Here is a 14980-nt window from a genome sequence, read left to right as displayed (position 1 = left end):
CAAAACTTCTATAATTATACTTTCCCTGATGCGCCTGTAGCTCAATTGGATAGAGCGTTTGACTACGGATCAAAAGGTTGGGGGTTCGACTCCTCCCAGGCGCGCTTAGACAGAAGCGGGTTTCGGTTCATATGCCGGAACCCGCTTCTTTATTTTTACCCACCTATTACCCACCTTGCATGTCATGGAATTTTTTACACTTCATATTGTTATTAGATGTTATAAACAATTGTTGCCAATCTTTATATATGGCTGATAACAAAGTGATAAAATCATATATTCAATTTAACATTGCATTCAGCCCTGCTGAAATGATGTCGCGAACGAGTAGAGGATGCAAAACTCGTCGTATGAGCATGCATCAAGCGTTGGGTAGAGCTCGCCTGATTCTCGTTGCCATGATTCTCTGAGCCACAGCTCAGAGCGGGAGATCCTGTCCAGATGTACCCTAATATCATCTATAAGGCGTTGTGCCTTACTACATATTGATGTGTTAGCATAGATATTGATTATGATATTCTCCTTGCTTGTGGTGTTATTCTCATTGAATATTCGCACTATTGTATTGATGCTGTCAGCGTCCATTTGTAATCCTCCAGTTATAGTTTACAAGCATTTAAATGCTTTTTTAGTTCCCGTATACCTGTTGACATATAACCAGTATGGTTATATTTTCAATTATGATAGTCAATTTTGCTGATAAAGAAACAAGGAGGCTTTATGTTGATGGTTACAGCAAAAAGTTTCCTCAGGAGATTATGCAAAAGGCAGTGCTTATGCTCGACCTTTTAGATGAGACTTCTGTGGTGGAAGACCTTGGTGCCCTGGGAGGACGGAGGCTTCATAAGCTGTCAGGGGATCTTAAGGACTTTTGGAGCATAAGTATAAATAAGCAATGGCGAATCATTTTCCGTTTTGAGGATGAAAACGCCTTTGATGTAAAGATAATCGACTATCATTAGGAGGCTGATATGGAGCGTATAAATGTGAATAGAAGCAAAAGCCACCCCGGCGAGATCCTAAAAGAGCTGTATATTGATGAAACTGAAGGGCTTACGCAGAAAAAACTTGCCGAGTCTATCGGTGTTTCTTTCCGCACTGTCAACCAGATATGCAACAAGCGCAGAGGAGTAACCCCTGAGGTTGCTGTAAGACTGGGAAAGTTCTTCAGTACAACTCCAGAGCTCTGGCTTAACCTTCAGATGTCATACGACCTTCAAAAAGCTAGGCAATCTGTTGATGTAAGTCATATAAAGCCAGCGGCGGTTTAGAGTCGACATTTGCTAACTTATACATAAATGCCAAGGATTGAAGATGCTTTGGTGCCCAAAAGAAACTTCTAAATAGCTCTTAGAAAGTATAACTCTGGATATGTAAGACAGAGTTTATTTAATCAGGTTTTTAAAAGCTTTTATGTGAGATTGCTTAGAGAGTGCATCCCATCAACCCCCGTATTCTATCCGGTATATCTGCCCCGCCTTGTCGTCTGAGACTAGCATGGAGCCGTCGGGCATTATGAAGATGTCCACTGGCCGTCCGTTAACATAGCCGTCATCGAGCCACCCCGTGGCGAAGTCTTTATGGCTGACTGCCTTATCGTTCTCCACCTTTACGAAATAAACCTTATAGCCCACCTTCGTGCTACGGTTCCATGAGCCGTGCATGGCAAAGAATATTCCGCCTCTGTATTCCTCGGGGAACATATCGCCGTCGTAAAATTTCATGCCGAGTGCCGCAACATGGGCTGTGAGGTTAACCTGCGGATAGACCGTCTTTGTGCAGTCTTTATCCGTACTAAAAGCGGGATCCTTAACCCCGTCGCCGTAGCAGTATGGATAGCCGAAATCGGTGTTTTCACCCTTGATCCTGTTCAGTTCATCGGGGGGGAGGGTGTCGCCGAGCCAGTCTCTCCCGTTGTCGGTGAACCACAACGTTCCCGTCTTCGGATTCCAGTCGAAGCCTACGGTGTTTCGTATACCTGTGGCCTCGGTGCGGAAGTCTGTTCCGTCCGGCTTTATACTATGCAGTGCGGCGAAGGGGTGCCCCTCATCGCATACGTTGCAAGGTGCGCCGACAGGTATGTAGAGCCTGCCGTCCGGGCCGAAGGAAATGTATTTCCAGCCGTGCCAGTCATCATTTGGGAGCTCATCATATACAACAACTGGCTCAGGCGGGTTATCGAGCCTATCCTCGATGTTGTCGAAACGGATAATGCGGTGGATCTCGCCTATATACAGGCTCCCGTTGCGGAAAGCAGTGCCGTTGGGGGAGTTCAGCCCCTCAGCGATGACCCATTTCTTATCCGCCGTGCCGTCTCCATCCGTGTCACGAACCGCATAAACGTTCCCGGCTCCTCTAGAGCCGACAAAAAGGGTTCCCTCATCACCCATAACCATACTTCTCGCACCGGGGAGATCATCGGCGAATATCTCTATACTGAATCCATCGGGCATGTCGACTGCGAAATCGGGCTTTTCGGCGTAAGCTGTTATGCTGATTAATAAACTCAAAATTGTAAGTAAAACTCTCATATCTACCCCCATACTCAAAGGATAATAGAGATATCTGAGATTTCCACCCCGACTGATGAAAGAAAGATATTAAGAATTCATCTGTTTTGTGCTATTCATTATTTATGAGCAATCTGGATAAATGCCCGAAGTGCGGAAAAACATATATGGGTGCAGAGTGTCCCGACTGCGGCAAGGATCTCCCCGGAAGCAGTCTTCCGCCCTCTATCATAAACGGTCTTACCCTTCTCGCTTCCGTTCTTGCCTATATAGCTACAATCAATGCCCTTCTTCCCGGTTTGGCGGAGTTTCCTGACACGGGGGATTTCATGCAGAACCTTAGCGAATATGCCATGACAGCAGGTCTTGGCTTCATTATGTACCATTTTGCAGTGTTCCTCCCCATCGTGAAACTCATTAAGATGTACATGAAAAAAAGGGGAGAGGGATAGTTTATATTTGGTAAAGTAATTTCTTTTTGTTACTATTAATAAGTATGCTTTATTAATATAAGAAACAATTGGATATGATAATGCGTTTATTCCTTGTCCTGATCTTTTTGTTCTCCATCTTTACCGCCCATGCAGCCGATGAAGTTTCGGTGCGCCTGAAGTGGCACCATCAGTTCCAGTTTGCTGGCATATATATGGCTATTGAACAAGGGTACTATGATGCGGCGGGTCTTGACGTACAGGTTAAAGAATACACCTCTGACCTCGACAATATAAATGACATCGTCTCCGGTGAAACGGATTTCGGCATAGCAGGCCCCGAGCTTGTACTTAATTATCTGAAAGGTGAGCCCGTTGTTTCCGTGGCCACCATTATTCAGCACTCCCCTACGGTTATCATGGCCAAGAAGTCATCAAATATCCGCTCACCACATGACCTTGTGGGAAAAAAGGTTATGCTTGGGGAGAACCCCATAATAAACGCCATGCTTATCAATGAAGGCCTGCACATCAGCTCTCTCGATCTTGTTGAAACAACATGGGATATTAATGAGCTAGTCAATGATGAGATAGACGCCACGGAGGCATACCTGACTAATACTCCTTATTATCTTATAAAGGAGGGGATTCCTGTTGTTTATATCAATCCGATAACCTACGGCATCGATTTTTACGGCGACACTATCTTCACATCCAGAGAGATGGCTGAAGACAACTACGAAAAGGTTATGGCCTTTAAGAACGCCACACTCAAAGGTTGGGAATACGCTCTTGATAATGTTGAAGAAACCGTTGACCATATCCTGAGAAACTACGAGACATCCAAAACAAGGGAACACCTTATATATGAAGCCGAGACCATGAAGTCCCTTATGCTCCCCAAGCTGGTGGAGATAGGCCATATGAACAGAGGCCGTTGGCAGCATATGGCTAATACATATATCAAGCTCGGTCTGGCTGAGGATGGATATAATCTAACCTACTTCCTGCCTGAGACTTATAGCGATCACTCCCATGTTTACCTAAGAAATACACTGGCAGTAATGGCTGTAATTTTAACCGCATTGGCTGGTGCGGCAATAATGCTGTTTATGTTCAACTGGAGGCTGAAGAAATCCGTTGAGCAAAGAACAGAGGAGCTGACAAAAGAGATAGCCGAGAGGAAGGAAGCTGTTGCCAAGATGGAGCTTTTCCATGAGATATTTGAGAACTCCATTGAGGCGATAAGCATAACAGATAAAGATGCAAACATAATACAGATAAACAATTCATTCACAGAGGTAACGGGCTATACAGAAGAAGAGGTTTTGGGTAAAAACCCCCGCATCCTTAAATCGGACAGACACAGCGATGAATTCTATGAAAGGATGTGGAACGCAATAAATAGGGAAGGGCGCTGGTCCGGCGAAATATGGAACAGGCGAAAAACTGGTGAGGCATACCCGGAGTGGTTGAATATCTTCTGTATCTATAATCAGGAAGGGGAGATTGTAAACTACGTTTCCGCCTTCCACGATATCTCTGAATACAAGGACAAAGAGGCCAAGATCAAGTACCAGGCGCACCACGATGCCCTGACCGGCCTGCCGAACCGTTTCCTCATAAACGACAGACTGGAGCATGCGATATCCCACGCCCAGAGGGTTCAGAAACAGATAGCGGTTATCTTTATGGATCTGGACAATTTTAAGCGTATAAACGACACCCTGGGTCATCCCATGGGTGACAAGCTCCTTCAGCATGTTGCGGATCATCTCAAGTCACTCATGCGTGACGAGGACACCGTTGGAAGGCTGGGCGGTGACGAATTCGTTATTATAATCGAAGAGATAGAGGAGCCTGCATACCTAACATCTGTCTGTCAGAGGATTCTGGACAGCTTTGCGGAACCTGTGGTTCTTGACGGACATGAGCTTTATATCTCCACATCCATAGGGATAACCTATTTCCCTGACGACGGCAAGAACTCCGAAGAGCTTATCATGAATGCTGATATTGCCATGTACAGTGCCAAAGAGAGGGGTAAGAACAACTTCCGCTTCTTTACAGGAACCATGAACGAGGAGATGAAGCGCAGGCACGAGCTGGAGACCATGGTTCGCAAAGGCCTTGAAAACGGCGAGTTTGTTCCCTTCTATCAGCCCAGAGTGGATACTGCCAGCGGCAGAGTTAATGGTATGGAGGCTCTTGCCAGATGGTTCCCCGAGGAGGGGAAGATGGTTAGCCCTGCAGAGTTTATCCCTGTAATGGAGGAAACCGGGCTGATAGTGGATCTCGGCCGGCAGATGTTTGAGCAGAGTTGTGAATTTGTGAAAAGGGTGGAGGAGGAGACCGGCAAGCGTCTTAAGGTTTCCGTAAACCTTTCGCCGAAACAGCTTGAGCGTCAAGAGCTGGTTCCCCAGATGCTCAGCTCCGTTAAACGTATAGGTATAGGGCTGGATATGGTTGAGGTAGAGCTCACAGAAAGCGACATAATGAAGGATGTTGATAGAACGAAGGATGTTCTGGACAGGATCACAGGGGCAGGAATCTCCGTTTTTATCGATGATTTCGGAACTGGATATTCATCGATGTATTATCTGAAACATCTTCCAATTCAGGGGCTTAAGATAGACCGTTCTTTCATAAACGAGATCGACAGCGACCAGAACGACGCCGCCATTGTTTCCACGATGATAAGGCTCGCCGATGGCTTTAGGTTGCGTGTTGTTGCCGAAGGTGTTGAAAACGAGACACAGGCCAGCATTCTCAAGGAGCTTGGCTGTTACGAGATCCAGGGGTATTTTTACGGAAAGCCTATGCCTGCTGAGCAGTTTATAGAGTTTATTATGAACTCTTAAGCTGTTCATTTCGATATTTTCATTTTAATCCAAGTAAACTTGTTATCAGCCCTTCAATATGATATTTTTTATCAAGTATCATATACGTTTTGTTAAGATGGAGGTTGATTATGCCCCTCGATGATGAGCGGGAGATTATTCTTGTTGTGGATGATGAACCTGTTAATATCAGCCTGCTTACGGAGTGCCTTAAGAGGGATTATGAAGTTGAGTCAGCCCGAAGCGGCAGAGAGGCTCTTGATAAGATTTTTAGCGGGAATCCCCCGGCACTTGTCCTTTTGGATATCATGATGCCCGGAATGGACGGCTTTGAAGTATGCAGAAGGATCAAGGAGGACAGCCGTTCTGCCGATATCCCTGTAATCTTCATTACCGCTATGGGCGACCCTGTGGACGAAGAGAAGGGTCTTGAACTGGGTGCTATCGATTATCTTACAAAGCCTGTCAACACGTCCAAGGTGCGCATGCGTGTGCGTAATCATGTGGAATCAATTCGTATGCGCCAGAGTATTGAGGAAAAAAACAATCAGCTTCTCGAGGCGGCAAGGCTTCGTGAGGATGTTGAGCGGATCACAAAGCATGATCTGAAACAGCCACTGGTGGGTATCATGAATGTGCCCGATCTTCTGCTCATGTCATCCTCCTTCAGCGAGGAGGAGAAGATGCTCCTTGAGAAGATCAGAGAATCCGCCAATACAATGCTACATATGATAAACCGCTCCCACGATCTTCTGCGTATGGAGCTTGGAACCTATAATCTTAAGAAGGTATCGGTGGATCTCATCGAGATATGCGATAAGTCCATCGAGGATCTTATGTCCTATGCCACACGTATCGGTGTGGAGGTGATGCTTACAGTGAACGGGTGCTCATGCTACTTCGATGCAGGCTTCTTTGTGCCCGGAGAGAGACTCCTGTGCTACACAATGGTGGGAAACCTGCTTAAGAACGCTGTCGAGGCTTCTCCGAAAGGTGGGCGGGTGCATATACGCCTGAATGAGGTTGACGATGTTAAGCGACTGGAGATAGAGAACAGCGGATTGGTTCCGGAGAACTTAAGGGATTGTTTCTTTGATAAATACTCAACCTGTGGAAAGGAGCATGGTACCGGTCTGGGTACATATTCCGCATGGCTCACAGCGAAAACCGTTGGTGCCAATATGGGCTTCGAATCTGTTGACGGTACTACCAAGGTATGGGTGGACTTTCCGCAATCGTAACACTTCTCGCTGGAGGATTATGTATTACCCGTCCGTGATTTAAGTATCGATTACACCCTGCTGCAACCCTTTGCTATGTGAGCCCCTCAAGCCTTGCCTCGGAAAGCTGTTCCATGGAGAATCCGAACTCATCCAGAATCTCATTGAACCCTGCTATATCATATTCCTCAACCTTTTGCATAAGATCCAGAAGCTTTCCCAGTCTGCCTTCACCATCGGTAACTGCGGCTTTTATCTCCTCTGATATGTTGAATTGATCGATGAAATCCTCGAAGGGAGCGGAGAATACCACATCCAGAATCGAAAGAAGCCCTGCGAGATAAGCCTTCTCGATGAAATCGCTGTCGTATCCTTTCCCTTTAGAGAGAAGTGCCTCAAGGGTCTTTGCACGAATCTGGGCGGTTTGAAGGAGCGGGTTCTCATCCGGGTCAGCATCCCCTGTGGCGTAGAGTAGGAGTGTGAGCCATTTGGATAGATTGGTCCTCCCCAGCAATGATATGGCGTGGCGGATAGAGTTCACCGAAGAACGCAGGAAGAAGGCGGATGAGTTGATGAACTTAAGCAGGCTCAGGTTAAGCTCAGGGTTGGCTTTAAGCTCCTTTTCAAGGTCCTCTATTTCCGTATCCTTTCTTAGCATGTTCACAAGGTTTATGATGGCGAGTTTGGATGGGTCAATATCCTTCTTCTTGCTCAGCATGGAGGGCTTGGCGAAGTAGTAGCCCTGAAAGAGGTCGAAGCCGAGTTCCTTGCAAAGCTCAAACTCCTCTCTTGTTTCAACCTTTTCTGCCAGAAGCTTTACTTTGAAACCCTTAAGCATTTCCATGTTGTCTATGAGTTTTTTTCGATCGGAGTCCATAAAATCGACCTTGATAACATCAACCACATCGTACAGCTCTTTGAAGTTGTTGAGATACTCATCCTCAAAGATGAAGTCATCAAGGGCGAAGGAGAAGCCTTTCTCCTTGTATTCATGCACCTTTTGCAGTACCTCGAAATCAACCTTCGTTGTCTCCAGCAGTTCAAGGATAAATTTTTCTGGAGGAAGTATGTCAAGAACACCGGAATCGAGAACCGTTTCATCGATATTAATGAAACCTGTCTTCTCCTGAAGGAGGTTTTCTACGCCGAAGTTCTGCAAAGTGTTCACCAGAACGCTGGAGGTTGCGGCGAGGTTATCCTGAACGTTTGCACCTCCGGCGTTTCCGCTTCTGAACAGAATCTCATAGGCTGTAATCTTCTCTTCTCTGTCCAGTATGGGCTGTCTGCCTATGAACCAGTCTTTACTCATATGTCAGTATCCTTGGGTATATTAACTTCTCATGTCTTAATTTATAATTTTTCTTCATTTAGCGCAATAATTACTCCACCATCATAAGGAGTAAAAAAATAAAAAGTATAAGCACAACAGGGAGAACAAGGGAGAACCAAGGGTCTCGGTTAGGCTCCGGTTTGTCCCGCTCCGCACTGTCCATCACCTTTATGGTCTTCCGGACAAAACGGTCCGAAACCTTAAAAAAGATGAAGCCAAGCAGTGCAAGCGGGACTCCCCAGAGCAGAACCTCTTTCATTTATCCAGTAATCTCCTTAAAACGTTCATCATCCTTGAGACTATCGAAGTCCTCATCGGAAAGAGCCTTGGCGGCGTAATCCTTTTTGAGCTCCACAGCCCTTTCGAGAAGGTTAAGAGCCTCATCCCTGTCACCCGCCTGTGCTTTAATGCATGCGAGATTGTATACGGATTCGTGTTTATCCTCTTTTATTGAAAGTGCTTTGGTATAGCTCTCTTCGGCGGCTTTATCATCTCCGAGTGATGACTGTATGATGCCGAGGTTGTGAAGCGCTTCGTGGTAGTCAGGCTTTATCTCAACGGCTCTGTTGTATGCCTTAACCGCCTCTTCCTTTTCATCGGAAAGATAGAGGGCGTGGGCCATATTGTTGTAGGCAGCCGCATCGCTGTCGTTAAGAGCCACGGCGTTCCTGTATGCGTTAACAGCCTTTTCGTAGTCCTTCATCTTGGAGTATGTGTTTCCGAGGTTGAAGTAGGCATCAAAGCTTGTGCCGTCTGCGTTAACAGCCGCCTCAAACATCTCGGAAGCTTTTTCGTACTTCTTCTCCATATAGAAGCAGAATCCCGCATGGAACCATGCCGGTGCGAGGGATGCGTCCATATCAGCGGCCTTGCGGAAGAGGTCCGAAGCACGGCCGTAGTCCTTCTTGTATTCATAGTTCAGTGCGAGGCAGAAGTAGTCCTCTGCCTTAAGGGGATAGCCCGCATCCTTGAGGAATGCCACATCTTCGGCGAGCTTTGCCGCTGCATCCTTCATGCTTTTTGCAGGTCTGGGGACTGCGCTTGCTGTGGATATAAGCTCCTGATTCTCCTTTCTCAGCTCCTCAACCTCTTTGTAGCGTACGCCAATCTTCTCCACAACGGTTTCAAGCTCTTCGCCGTTGGTGTACGTCTCTTTGGCGGGCTCGGCAACGGGTGAGGCTGTATGGCTGGTTTTTTCGCTTTCTACAAGGGAGGCTATCTGCTTCTTGAGGGAGTTAACGGTGGACCTCATTACAAGCAATGTGACTATAAGCACAAGTATCATAACCGCCATCATCCCCGCGACGGTTTTAATAACGTTGTTGAGCCTTGATTCCACAAGTCCTCTAATGTCGGAACGGATCTCCTTAAGCTCGTTCAAGCCGCCCATGGAGCTGTCCACATATGCCTTAAGCTCCCTGCCCGTTTCGTTTATCCGGCTGTTAATAATGCTTACCTCATCCTTGAGGAAGTTCATCATCTTCTCGTCCGATGCCCCAGCGGCCTGAGTTGTTTCCTTTTTGATCTCCTCAAGCATACGCTGTGTCTGGTTCATCTTGCCCATAATCTTTCGGGTGTTGTTGTCACTGTTTTGGATAACATCCGCCATAGTCAGCTCTGCGTATGCCCCTGAGCCGGATGTTGAGTTGTCTGACTTCTTTGTGAAGTAGGGTGAGTCACAGGAAAGAACGGCCGTGAGGATCATTATAAAAGTGAGTAATGCAACAATGTTCTTCATAGCTAATATATACCTCGTTAAGATTTATTTGCTTTCGTACCCCTTTTTAACCATGAATCAGGCTCAGATGCAAGTCAGATAACCAATTCTGGATTATTGACAAATTCATGGAATTATGTAATAAATTTGTTATGGAATTAATGGATAAGATGAATATCTTATATGACAAGGTTGAGAGATTATTATCTCAAAGGGATAATCTCCGAACCGAGAATGCAGAGCTGAAAGAACGCATCGCAGAGTTGGAGGGTGAGAACGAGACCCTCAAGTCTGAAAGGCTGAATATAAAAGAACGGGTTGAGAGCCTCATCGAAAGAATCGATCAACAGGGTGAATGACCCTTGGGAGCAATAAAGTGGACTCCAAAAAGGTTGATGTTACCATCGGCGGGGTACTCTGCTCTATAAAGACTGACGAAGAAGAGGCTGTGCTTAAAGCGGCGGAGCTTCTTGAGGAGAGGATCGAAGAGATCCGCAAAAGCTCCAGCGTCATTAATACTCAGCGCAACACGGCATTGGCCGGTTTAAGCGTTATGATGGATAATATAAAGCTTAACGATGAGCGGAATAAACTGTCTGAACTTGTAGACAGGCTCACCGAGAAGCTTGATAAGATAGATACCGCTTAAGAATGGCCCCTGCGGCGTTCGTGAAATGAAGGAAGTTTGGAGCCAACACCTTACAACAGGAGGATGACTGCTGGTTGTTGTGTGCAGACCCGCCCTCGGCGGGAAGCCTAATGCAGCCGCGATTCCTCCGCCCTGGTTTACAGGGCTACAATATTTTCTTCATAAACGGCGTTTGCGGGGGCTTGTTTTTTTATGAGGATACTGGAAGAATTACGCCCGAGAGGGTTTCAGGATATAGCCGGGCAGTCTCATCTTTTCGGGGATGACGCTGTATTTTTAAAGCTTGTGGAGAGCGGCAACTTCGAATCGCTCATATTCATAGGCCCTCCCGGCAGTGGAAAAACCACCACGGCGGAGCTTATAGGGGAGTTTCTGCATCTTCCCTTTTTCAGGCTCCATGCGTCCACCTCCGGTTCCTCGGATATAAAAAGCATAATCGAAACAACGAAGCATTACGGCAAAGAGGCGATCGTCTTCATAGACGAGTTGCACCGTTTCAGCAAGACCCAGCAGGACCTCCTGCTCAAGGTTATTGACGGTAAGCACGCCAAGCTGATAGGAGCCTCCACGGAGAATCCCTATCACAACCTCACCCAGCCGCTCCGCTCCCGGAGTTTTGTCTTTGAGTTCAGCTCTCTGGACGAAAAAGCGCTGGATGAACTTTTTTTGAAAGGCATTGACTACATTAAAAAACAGTACTCGGTAAACGAGGTGCTGTACGACGAAGAGGAGCTTGCAAGGTGCAGGCAGATATCCCTGGGTGATGGCAGAAGGTTCCTGAATATTCTGGAACTGGCCGCTGTCAAAGGAAGATTCGAAGGGGATAAGCTTACACTTGGGCTCGAGGGTGTTGAGGACTTCGTAACCGGCGGAACCTACAACACCGATGAGCATTACGATCTCCTCTCTGCTATGATCAAGAGCATAAGGGGTACAGACCCCGATGCGGCCCTTGTCTGGGGGCTTAAACTACTGGACAGCGGAGTTGCGCCGGAGGTGATATTCAGAAGGCTTCTCATCTCCGCCAGCGAGGATATCGGAAACGCATTCCCCGATGCCCTCGTTTTTGCAAACTCCGCCTATGAAGCCTTCACAAGCGTAGGCCGGCCGGAGGGGGATATAATCTTCGCCCATGTGGTAACGTTTCTCGCCTCCTGCCCCAAAAGCAACCGGAGCTACGCTGCAATGCATTCAGCGAGGGACTACCTCGCAAAGAACAACCCCAGGGTGCCCGAGATACTGCGCACCTCCGGGGAGGGATACAAATACCCCTTTGATAAAGGGGAGTTTGTGCGACAGAAGTACACGGATGAGGGGCTGCAGTTCTATAAGCCCATGGAGTCCGGATTTGAGGCAAAGATAAGTGAACGTCTCAGGAGACTCTGGGATGACTGGAAGGAATACTGAGATGAAAAAGGCTCTCCGCACTGAGATGCTCGGCATCAGAGAGGGTCTGGAAAAAAGCTATATTGAGGAGGTTTCTGCAGCGGTAACCGAGCGTTTTTTTAATGAAGCCCGGGGCGCCGGAAACTGCCTCTTGTATATAGACTGCAGAAATGAGGTGCAGACAGAAACGCTAATCAGTAAACTTGAAAACAATGGAATGGAGGTCTTTCTCCCCGTCGTGCAGGGGAGGGAACTCTATACGGGGCGGTTTTCCTCAGGGCTTGTGGACGGTGCTTACGGCATCTCCCAGCCATCTGAGATAGAGCCCCGAGAAACATTTGATATCGTTGTTGTGCCAGGTCTCGCCTTTGATAAGGATTTTTACAGACTCGGCTACGGCGGCGGTTTTTACGACCGTTTTCTCCCAAAAATAAAAACAGGGATGAAGGCGGCATTTGCATACAGATTCCAGCTCGTTGAGAGCGTATACCCGGAGAAGCACGATATACCGGTTGATACGATCTTTACGGCGGATTCCACATACAGGAGGAAACAATGAGCAGCCTACATACATTGCTCGTTATTGCCAGCCTCGTCATAGGCGGTATGGCCGGCATGCTTTATCAGAAAAGAAGAAACGAAGCGGAAAACATCAAACTAAACAAGACAGCAGAAGACATCATGTCCAGAGCCAGAAAAGAGGCGGACGAGATTGTCAAAGAGGGTAAGCTGGAGTCCAAAGACCTCGTATATAAAGGGAAGCAGGAGCTTGACCGTGAGGTTAAAGAGAAGAAGAAGGAACTATCCCAGCAGGAGAAAAGGCTTATCCAGAAGGAAGAGGCTATCGACAACAAGATGAGCTCCATTGAGAAGAAAGAGGAGCAGGTAGCCAGGAAGAACCAAGAAGCGGAAGATAAGCTAAAGTCCGTGGACAAGGTTCGTGAAGAGGCGGAGAACCTCCGCAACAACATGATCAACGAGATCGAGAAGATCGCCACCATGACAAGGGAAGAGGCGAAACAGCTTCTCGTTAGCGAGCTCCTTGAGGATGCCAAGATCGAGGCGGCCAGAGAGCTCCGCGAGATCGAAGAGCAGACCAAATCCGAGGCGGACAAGAAGGCGAGAAGCATCATCGCCACCGCCGTACAGAGATGCGCTCCCGAATATGTGGGCGAGATATCCGTATCCGTTGTGAACCTCCCCAACGATGAGATGAAGGGAAGGATCATCGGCCGAGAGGGTAGAAATATCCGCACCTTTGAAAGCGTCACCGGCGTTGACATTATTGTGGACGACACACCCGAGGCTGTAATCCTCTCATCCTACGACCCCTACAGAAGGGAGATCGCCAAGATGACCCTTGAAAGGCTCATCACCGATGGACGTATCCACCCCGCAAGGATCGAGGAACTTCAGGATAAATGCAAGCAGGAGCTTGATAAGCACGTACTTGAGGTTGGTGAGCAGACCCTGTTTGACCTTGGAGTCCACGGTGTGCATAAAGAGATCACCAAGCTTATCGGCAGGCTTAAGTACAGAACAAGCTACGGCCAGAACGTACTCGGCCACTCCATTGAAGTCGCAAGGATATGCGGCACAATGGCTGCGGAGCTTGGGCTTAACGAGAAGATCGCCAAACGTGCAGGTCTGCTCCACGATATAGGAAAGGCCATCGATTATGAGAGCGAAGGCTCCCACACCGAGATAGGCCTTGAGGTTGCAAAGAAATATAAGGAGGACTGGAGGGTTCTTAACGCCATCGCCTCCCACCACGGCGAGGAGGAGTTCAAGTGCGTTGAATCCGTTCTCGTTCAGTCCGCCGATGCGATATCCGCATCCAGACCCGGCGCAAGAAGGGAGGTTCTCGAATCCTACCTTAAGCGTCTTGAAAACCTTGAGGAGATTGCAAACTCCTTCGACGGCGTAAGCAAGTGCTATGCGATCCAGGCTGGACGTGAGGTCCGCATCGTTGTTGAGCCGGACAAGGTTAACGATGAAAGACTGGTTACCCTTTCCAAGGATATCAGCAAGAAGATAGAGGAGGAACTCACATATCCCGGGCAGATTCGTGTAACAGTAATACGGGAAGCCCGTTCTGTGGGATATGCTAAGTAATTAAATGAGAGTACTCCACGTAGGTGATGTGATGGGGAGACCGGGGCGCAGGCTCCTTAAAAACAGTCTCCCCCGTCTCCGGGAAGAGATGGCGCTGGACATTATATGTGTTAATGTCGAGAACTCCGCCCATGGATTCGGTATAACAGAACCTATATACAAAGAACTAAAGACTGCCGGGGTTGATCTTATGAGCTCCGGGAACCACATTTTTGATGTGAAGGGTTCCGAGAACTTCATCGGCAGTCTTGAAAATCTATGCAGACCCGCCAACTACCCCGAGGGTACCCCCGGTAAGGGGTGGGTTAGCATGGAGAAGAACGGAGAACGGTTCACCCTGGTCAATCTTATGGGCAGGGTGTTCATGCCGCTTTCCGACTGCCCTTTCAGAAAGTTCGATGAGCTGTACCCCGAGATAGAGGACAGCTTTATCCTGGTGGATTTCCATGCAGAGGCCACCAGCGAGAAATGCGCCTTTGGCAACTATGCGGATAGCCGTGCCGGAGCCGTTATCGGAACCCACACCCATGTACAGACAAACGACGACAGATTATTGCCGGGAGGTACACTTTACCTCACAGATGTCGGGATGACAGGATCATACGAAGGTATTATCGGAATGAACAAAAAAGCCCCTACAGAGCGATTTCTGAGCGGTGTTCCTCGGAAATATGAGGTTGAAAAACACGGGAAAATGGTGTTTAATGCCATGTTTTTTGAGTACGATGAAACCCGCACGATAAAGGAATTCTCCAAACTGGCAATCATTACAGAGGTATAAG

At 47.7% G+C, this 14980-nt stretch carries 16 protein-coding genes, 1 tRNA gene and 1 other RNA gene; 13 read left to right on the top strand and 5 right to left on the bottom strand.

The window, feature by feature from the left end; all coding sequences use genetic code 11:
• Positions 1–30 precede the first annotated feature (30 nt).
• A tRNA-Arg gene (locus K300_RS0103470) sits at positions 31–104 on the top strand.
• Between the two features lie 193 nt (positions 105–297).
• Here the strand turns inward: K300_RS0103470 and K300_RS0103465 are convergent.
• Positions 298–585 (bottom strand): hypothetical protein, encoded by a 288-nt coding sequence (locus K300_RS0103465; RefSeq protein WP_022850275.1) that lies wholly within the window; start codon positions 583–585, stop codon positions 298–300.
• Between the two features lie 95 nt (positions 586–680).
• On the opposite strand from K300_RS0103465, the gene K300_RS0103460 reads away from it, so the two are divergent.
• Complete coding sequence (locus tag K300_RS0103460; protein WP_026836271.1) at positions 681–962, top strand: type II toxin-antitoxin system RelE/ParE family toxin; 282 nt, start codon at positions 681–683, stop codon at positions 960–962.
• 9 nt (positions 963–971) lie between these two features.
• Positions 972–1271, top strand: coding sequence for a HigA family addiction module antitoxin (locus tag K300_RS0103455; RefSeq protein WP_022850273.1), 300 nt, complete (start codon positions 972–974; stop codon positions 1269–1271).
• A 171-nt stretch (positions 1272–1442) separates the two neighbouring features.
• Here the strand turns inward: K300_RS0103455 and K300_RS0103450 are convergent, their stop codons facing one another.
• Positions 1443–2531, bottom strand: coding sequence for a PQQ-dependent sugar dehydrogenase (locus K300_RS0103450; RefSeq protein ID WP_081646868.1), 1089 nt, complete (start codon positions 2529–2531; stop codon positions 1443–1445).
• A 104-nt stretch (positions 2532–2635) separates the two neighbouring features.
• On the opposite strand from K300_RS0103450, the gene K300_RS0103445 reads away from it, so the two are divergent.
• From K300_RS0103445 to K300_RS0103435, 3 genes are all read left to right on the top strand, one after another.
• The gene (locus tag K300_RS0103445) at positions 2636–2962 is read left to right on the top strand and encodes a hypothetical protein (RefSeq protein ID WP_155827555.1); all 327 of its coding nucleotides are present in this window, start codon (positions 2636–2638) and stop codon (positions 2960–2962) included.
• Between the two features lie 80 nt (positions 2963–3042).
• Positions 3043–5802: an EAL domain-containing protein gene (locus K300_RS15935; protein ID WP_022850270.1), complete on the top strand. Its 2760-nt coding sequence runs from the start codon at positions 3043–3045 to the stop codon at positions 5800–5802.
• A gap of 110 nt (positions 5803–5912) precedes the next feature.
• Positions 5913–7022: a hybrid sensor histidine kinase/response regulator gene (locus K300_RS0103435; RefSeq protein ID WP_022850269.1), complete on the top strand. Its 1110-nt coding sequence runs from the start codon at positions 5913–5915 to the stop codon at positions 7020–7022.
• Between the two features lie 73 nt (positions 7023–7095).
• Here K300_RS0103435 and K300_RS0103430 read toward each other — a convergent pair whose 3' ends face one another.
• The 3 genes from K300_RS0103430 to K300_RS0103420 form a co-directional block, all read right to left on the bottom strand.
• On the bottom strand, positions 7096–8310 hold the full coding sequence (locus K300_RS0103430; protein WP_022850268.1) for an EAL and HDOD domain-containing protein: 1215 nt from the start codon (positions 8308–8310) through the stop codon (positions 7096–7098).
• A 70-nt stretch (positions 8311–8380) separates the two neighbouring features.
• Positions 8381–8590 carry a hypothetical protein gene (locus K300_RS0103425; RefSeq protein WP_022850267.1) on the bottom strand — a complete coding sequence of 70 codons (210 nt, stop codon included), beginning with the start codon at positions 8588–8590 and terminating at the stop codon, positions 8381–8383.
• Positions 8591–10069: a tetratricopeptide repeat protein gene (locus K300_RS0103420; protein WP_022850266.1), complete on the bottom strand. Its 1479-nt coding sequence runs from the start codon at positions 10067–10069 to the stop codon at positions 8591–8593.
• Between the two features lie 131 nt (positions 10070–10200).
• On the opposite strand from K300_RS0103420, the gene zapB reads away from it, so the two are divergent.
• From zapB to K300_RS0103390, 7 genes are all read left to right on the top strand, one after another.
• A complete protein-coding gene (gene zapB / locus K300_RS0103415; RefSeq protein WP_162139844.1) occupies positions 10201–10407 on the top strand; it encodes a cell division protein ZapB in 207 nt (68 codons plus the stop codon).
• Between the two features lie 17 nt (positions 10408–10424).
• Positions 10425–10697, top strand: coding sequence for a cell division protein ZapA (gene zapA / locus K300_RS14410; protein WP_162139843.1), 273 nt, complete (start codon positions 10425–10427; stop codon positions 10695–10697).
• A 3-nt stretch (positions 10698–10700) separates the two neighbouring features.
• Positions 10701–10882: non-coding RNA, 6S RNA (gene ssrS, locus K300_RS16480), on the top strand.
• 7 nt (positions 10883–10889) lie between these two features.
• The gene (locus tag K300_RS0103405) at positions 10890–12104 is read left to right on the top strand and encodes an AAA family ATPase (protein ID WP_022850263.1); all 1215 of its coding nucleotides are present in this window, start codon (positions 10890–10892) and stop codon (positions 12102–12104) included.
• Positions 12085–12642, top strand: coding sequence for a 5-formyltetrahydrofolate cyclo-ligase (locus K300_RS14405; RefSeq protein WP_022850262.1), 558 nt, complete (start codon positions 12085–12087; stop codon positions 12640–12642). Before K300_RS0103405 ends, K300_RS14405 begins: the two co-directional genes overlap by 20 nt.
• Positions 12639–14198, top strand: coding sequence for a ribonuclease Y (rny, locus tag K300_RS0103395; RefSeq protein WP_022850261.1), 1560 nt, complete (start codon positions 12639–12641; stop codon positions 14196–14198). The genes K300_RS14405 and rny overlap by 4 nt, the downstream gene beginning before the upstream one ends.
• Before the next feature lie 4 nt (positions 14199–14202).
• A complete protein-coding gene (locus K300_RS0103390; protein ID WP_022850260.1) occupies positions 14203–14979 on the top strand; it encodes a TIGR00282 family metallophosphoesterase in 777 nt (258 codons plus the stop codon).
• Position 14980: the final 1 nt, after the last annotated feature.

This window comes from Limisalsivibrio acetivorans (assembly GCF_000421105.1).
GTDB classification, from domain to species: domain Bacteria; phylum Chrysiogenota; class Deferribacteres; order Deferribacterales; family Geovibrionaceae; genus Limisalsivibrio; species Limisalsivibrio acetivorans.
This window is presented reverse-complemented; position numbering and strand designations above follow the sequence as displayed.

Bases quoted from the DNA above. Each gene is read 5' to 3' on its own strand.
- K300_RS0103465 (WP_022850275.1), bottom strand. From the start codon at position 585: ATGGACGCTGACAGCATCAATACAATAGTGCGAATATTCAATGAGAAT.
- K300_RS0103460 (WP_026836271.1), top strand. From the start codon at position 681: ATGATAGTCAATTTTGCTGATAAAGAAACAAGGAGGCTTTATGTTGAT.
- K300_RS0103455 (WP_022850273.1), top strand. From the start codon at position 972: ATGGAGCGTATAAATGTGAATAGAAGCAAAAGCCACCCCGGCGAGATC.
- K300_RS0103450 (WP_081646868.1), bottom strand. From the start codon at position 2,531: ATGAGAGTTTTACTTACAATTTTGAGTTTATTAATCAGCATAACAGCT.
- K300_RS0103445 (WP_155827555.1), top strand. From the start codon at position 2,636: ATGAGCAATCTGGATAAATGCCCGAAGTGCGGAAAAACATATATGGGT.
- K300_RS15935 (WP_022850270.1), top strand. From the start codon at position 3,043: ATGCGTTTATTCCTTGTCCTGATCTTTTTGTTCTCCATCTTTACCGCC.
- K300_RS0103435 (WP_022850269.1), top strand. From the start codon at position 5,913: ATGCCCCTCGATGATGAGCGGGAGATTATTCTTGTTGTGGATGATGAA.
- K300_RS0103430 (WP_022850268.1), bottom strand. From the start codon at position 8,310: ATGAGTAAAGACTGGTTCATAGGCAGACAGCCCATACTGGACAGAGAA.
- K300_RS0103425 (WP_022850267.1), bottom strand. From the start codon at position 8,590: ATGAAAGAGGTTCTGCTCTGGGGAGTCCCGCTTGCACTGCTTGGCTTC.
- K300_RS0103420 (WP_022850266.1), bottom strand. From the start codon at position 10,069: ATGAAGAACATTGTTGCATTACTCACTTTTATAATGATCCTCACGGCC.
- zapB (WP_162139844.1), top strand. From the start codon at position 10,201: ATGGAATTAATGGATAAGATGAATATCTTATATGACAAGGTTGAGAGA.
- K300_RS0103405 (WP_022850263.1), top strand. From the start codon at position 10,890: ATGAGGATACTGGAAGAATTACGCCCGAGAGGGTTTCAGGATATAGCC.
- K300_RS14405 (WP_022850262.1), top strand. From the start codon at position 12,085: ATGACTGGAAGGAATACTGAGATGAAAAAGGCTCTCCGCACTGAGATG.
- rny (WP_022850261.1), top strand. From the start codon at position 12,639: ATGAGCAGCCTACATACATTGCTCGTTATTGCCAGCCTCGTCATAGGC.
- K300_RS0103390 (WP_022850260.1), top strand. From the start codon at position 14,203: ATGAGAGTACTCCACGTAGGTGATGTGATGGGGAGACCGGGGCGCAGG.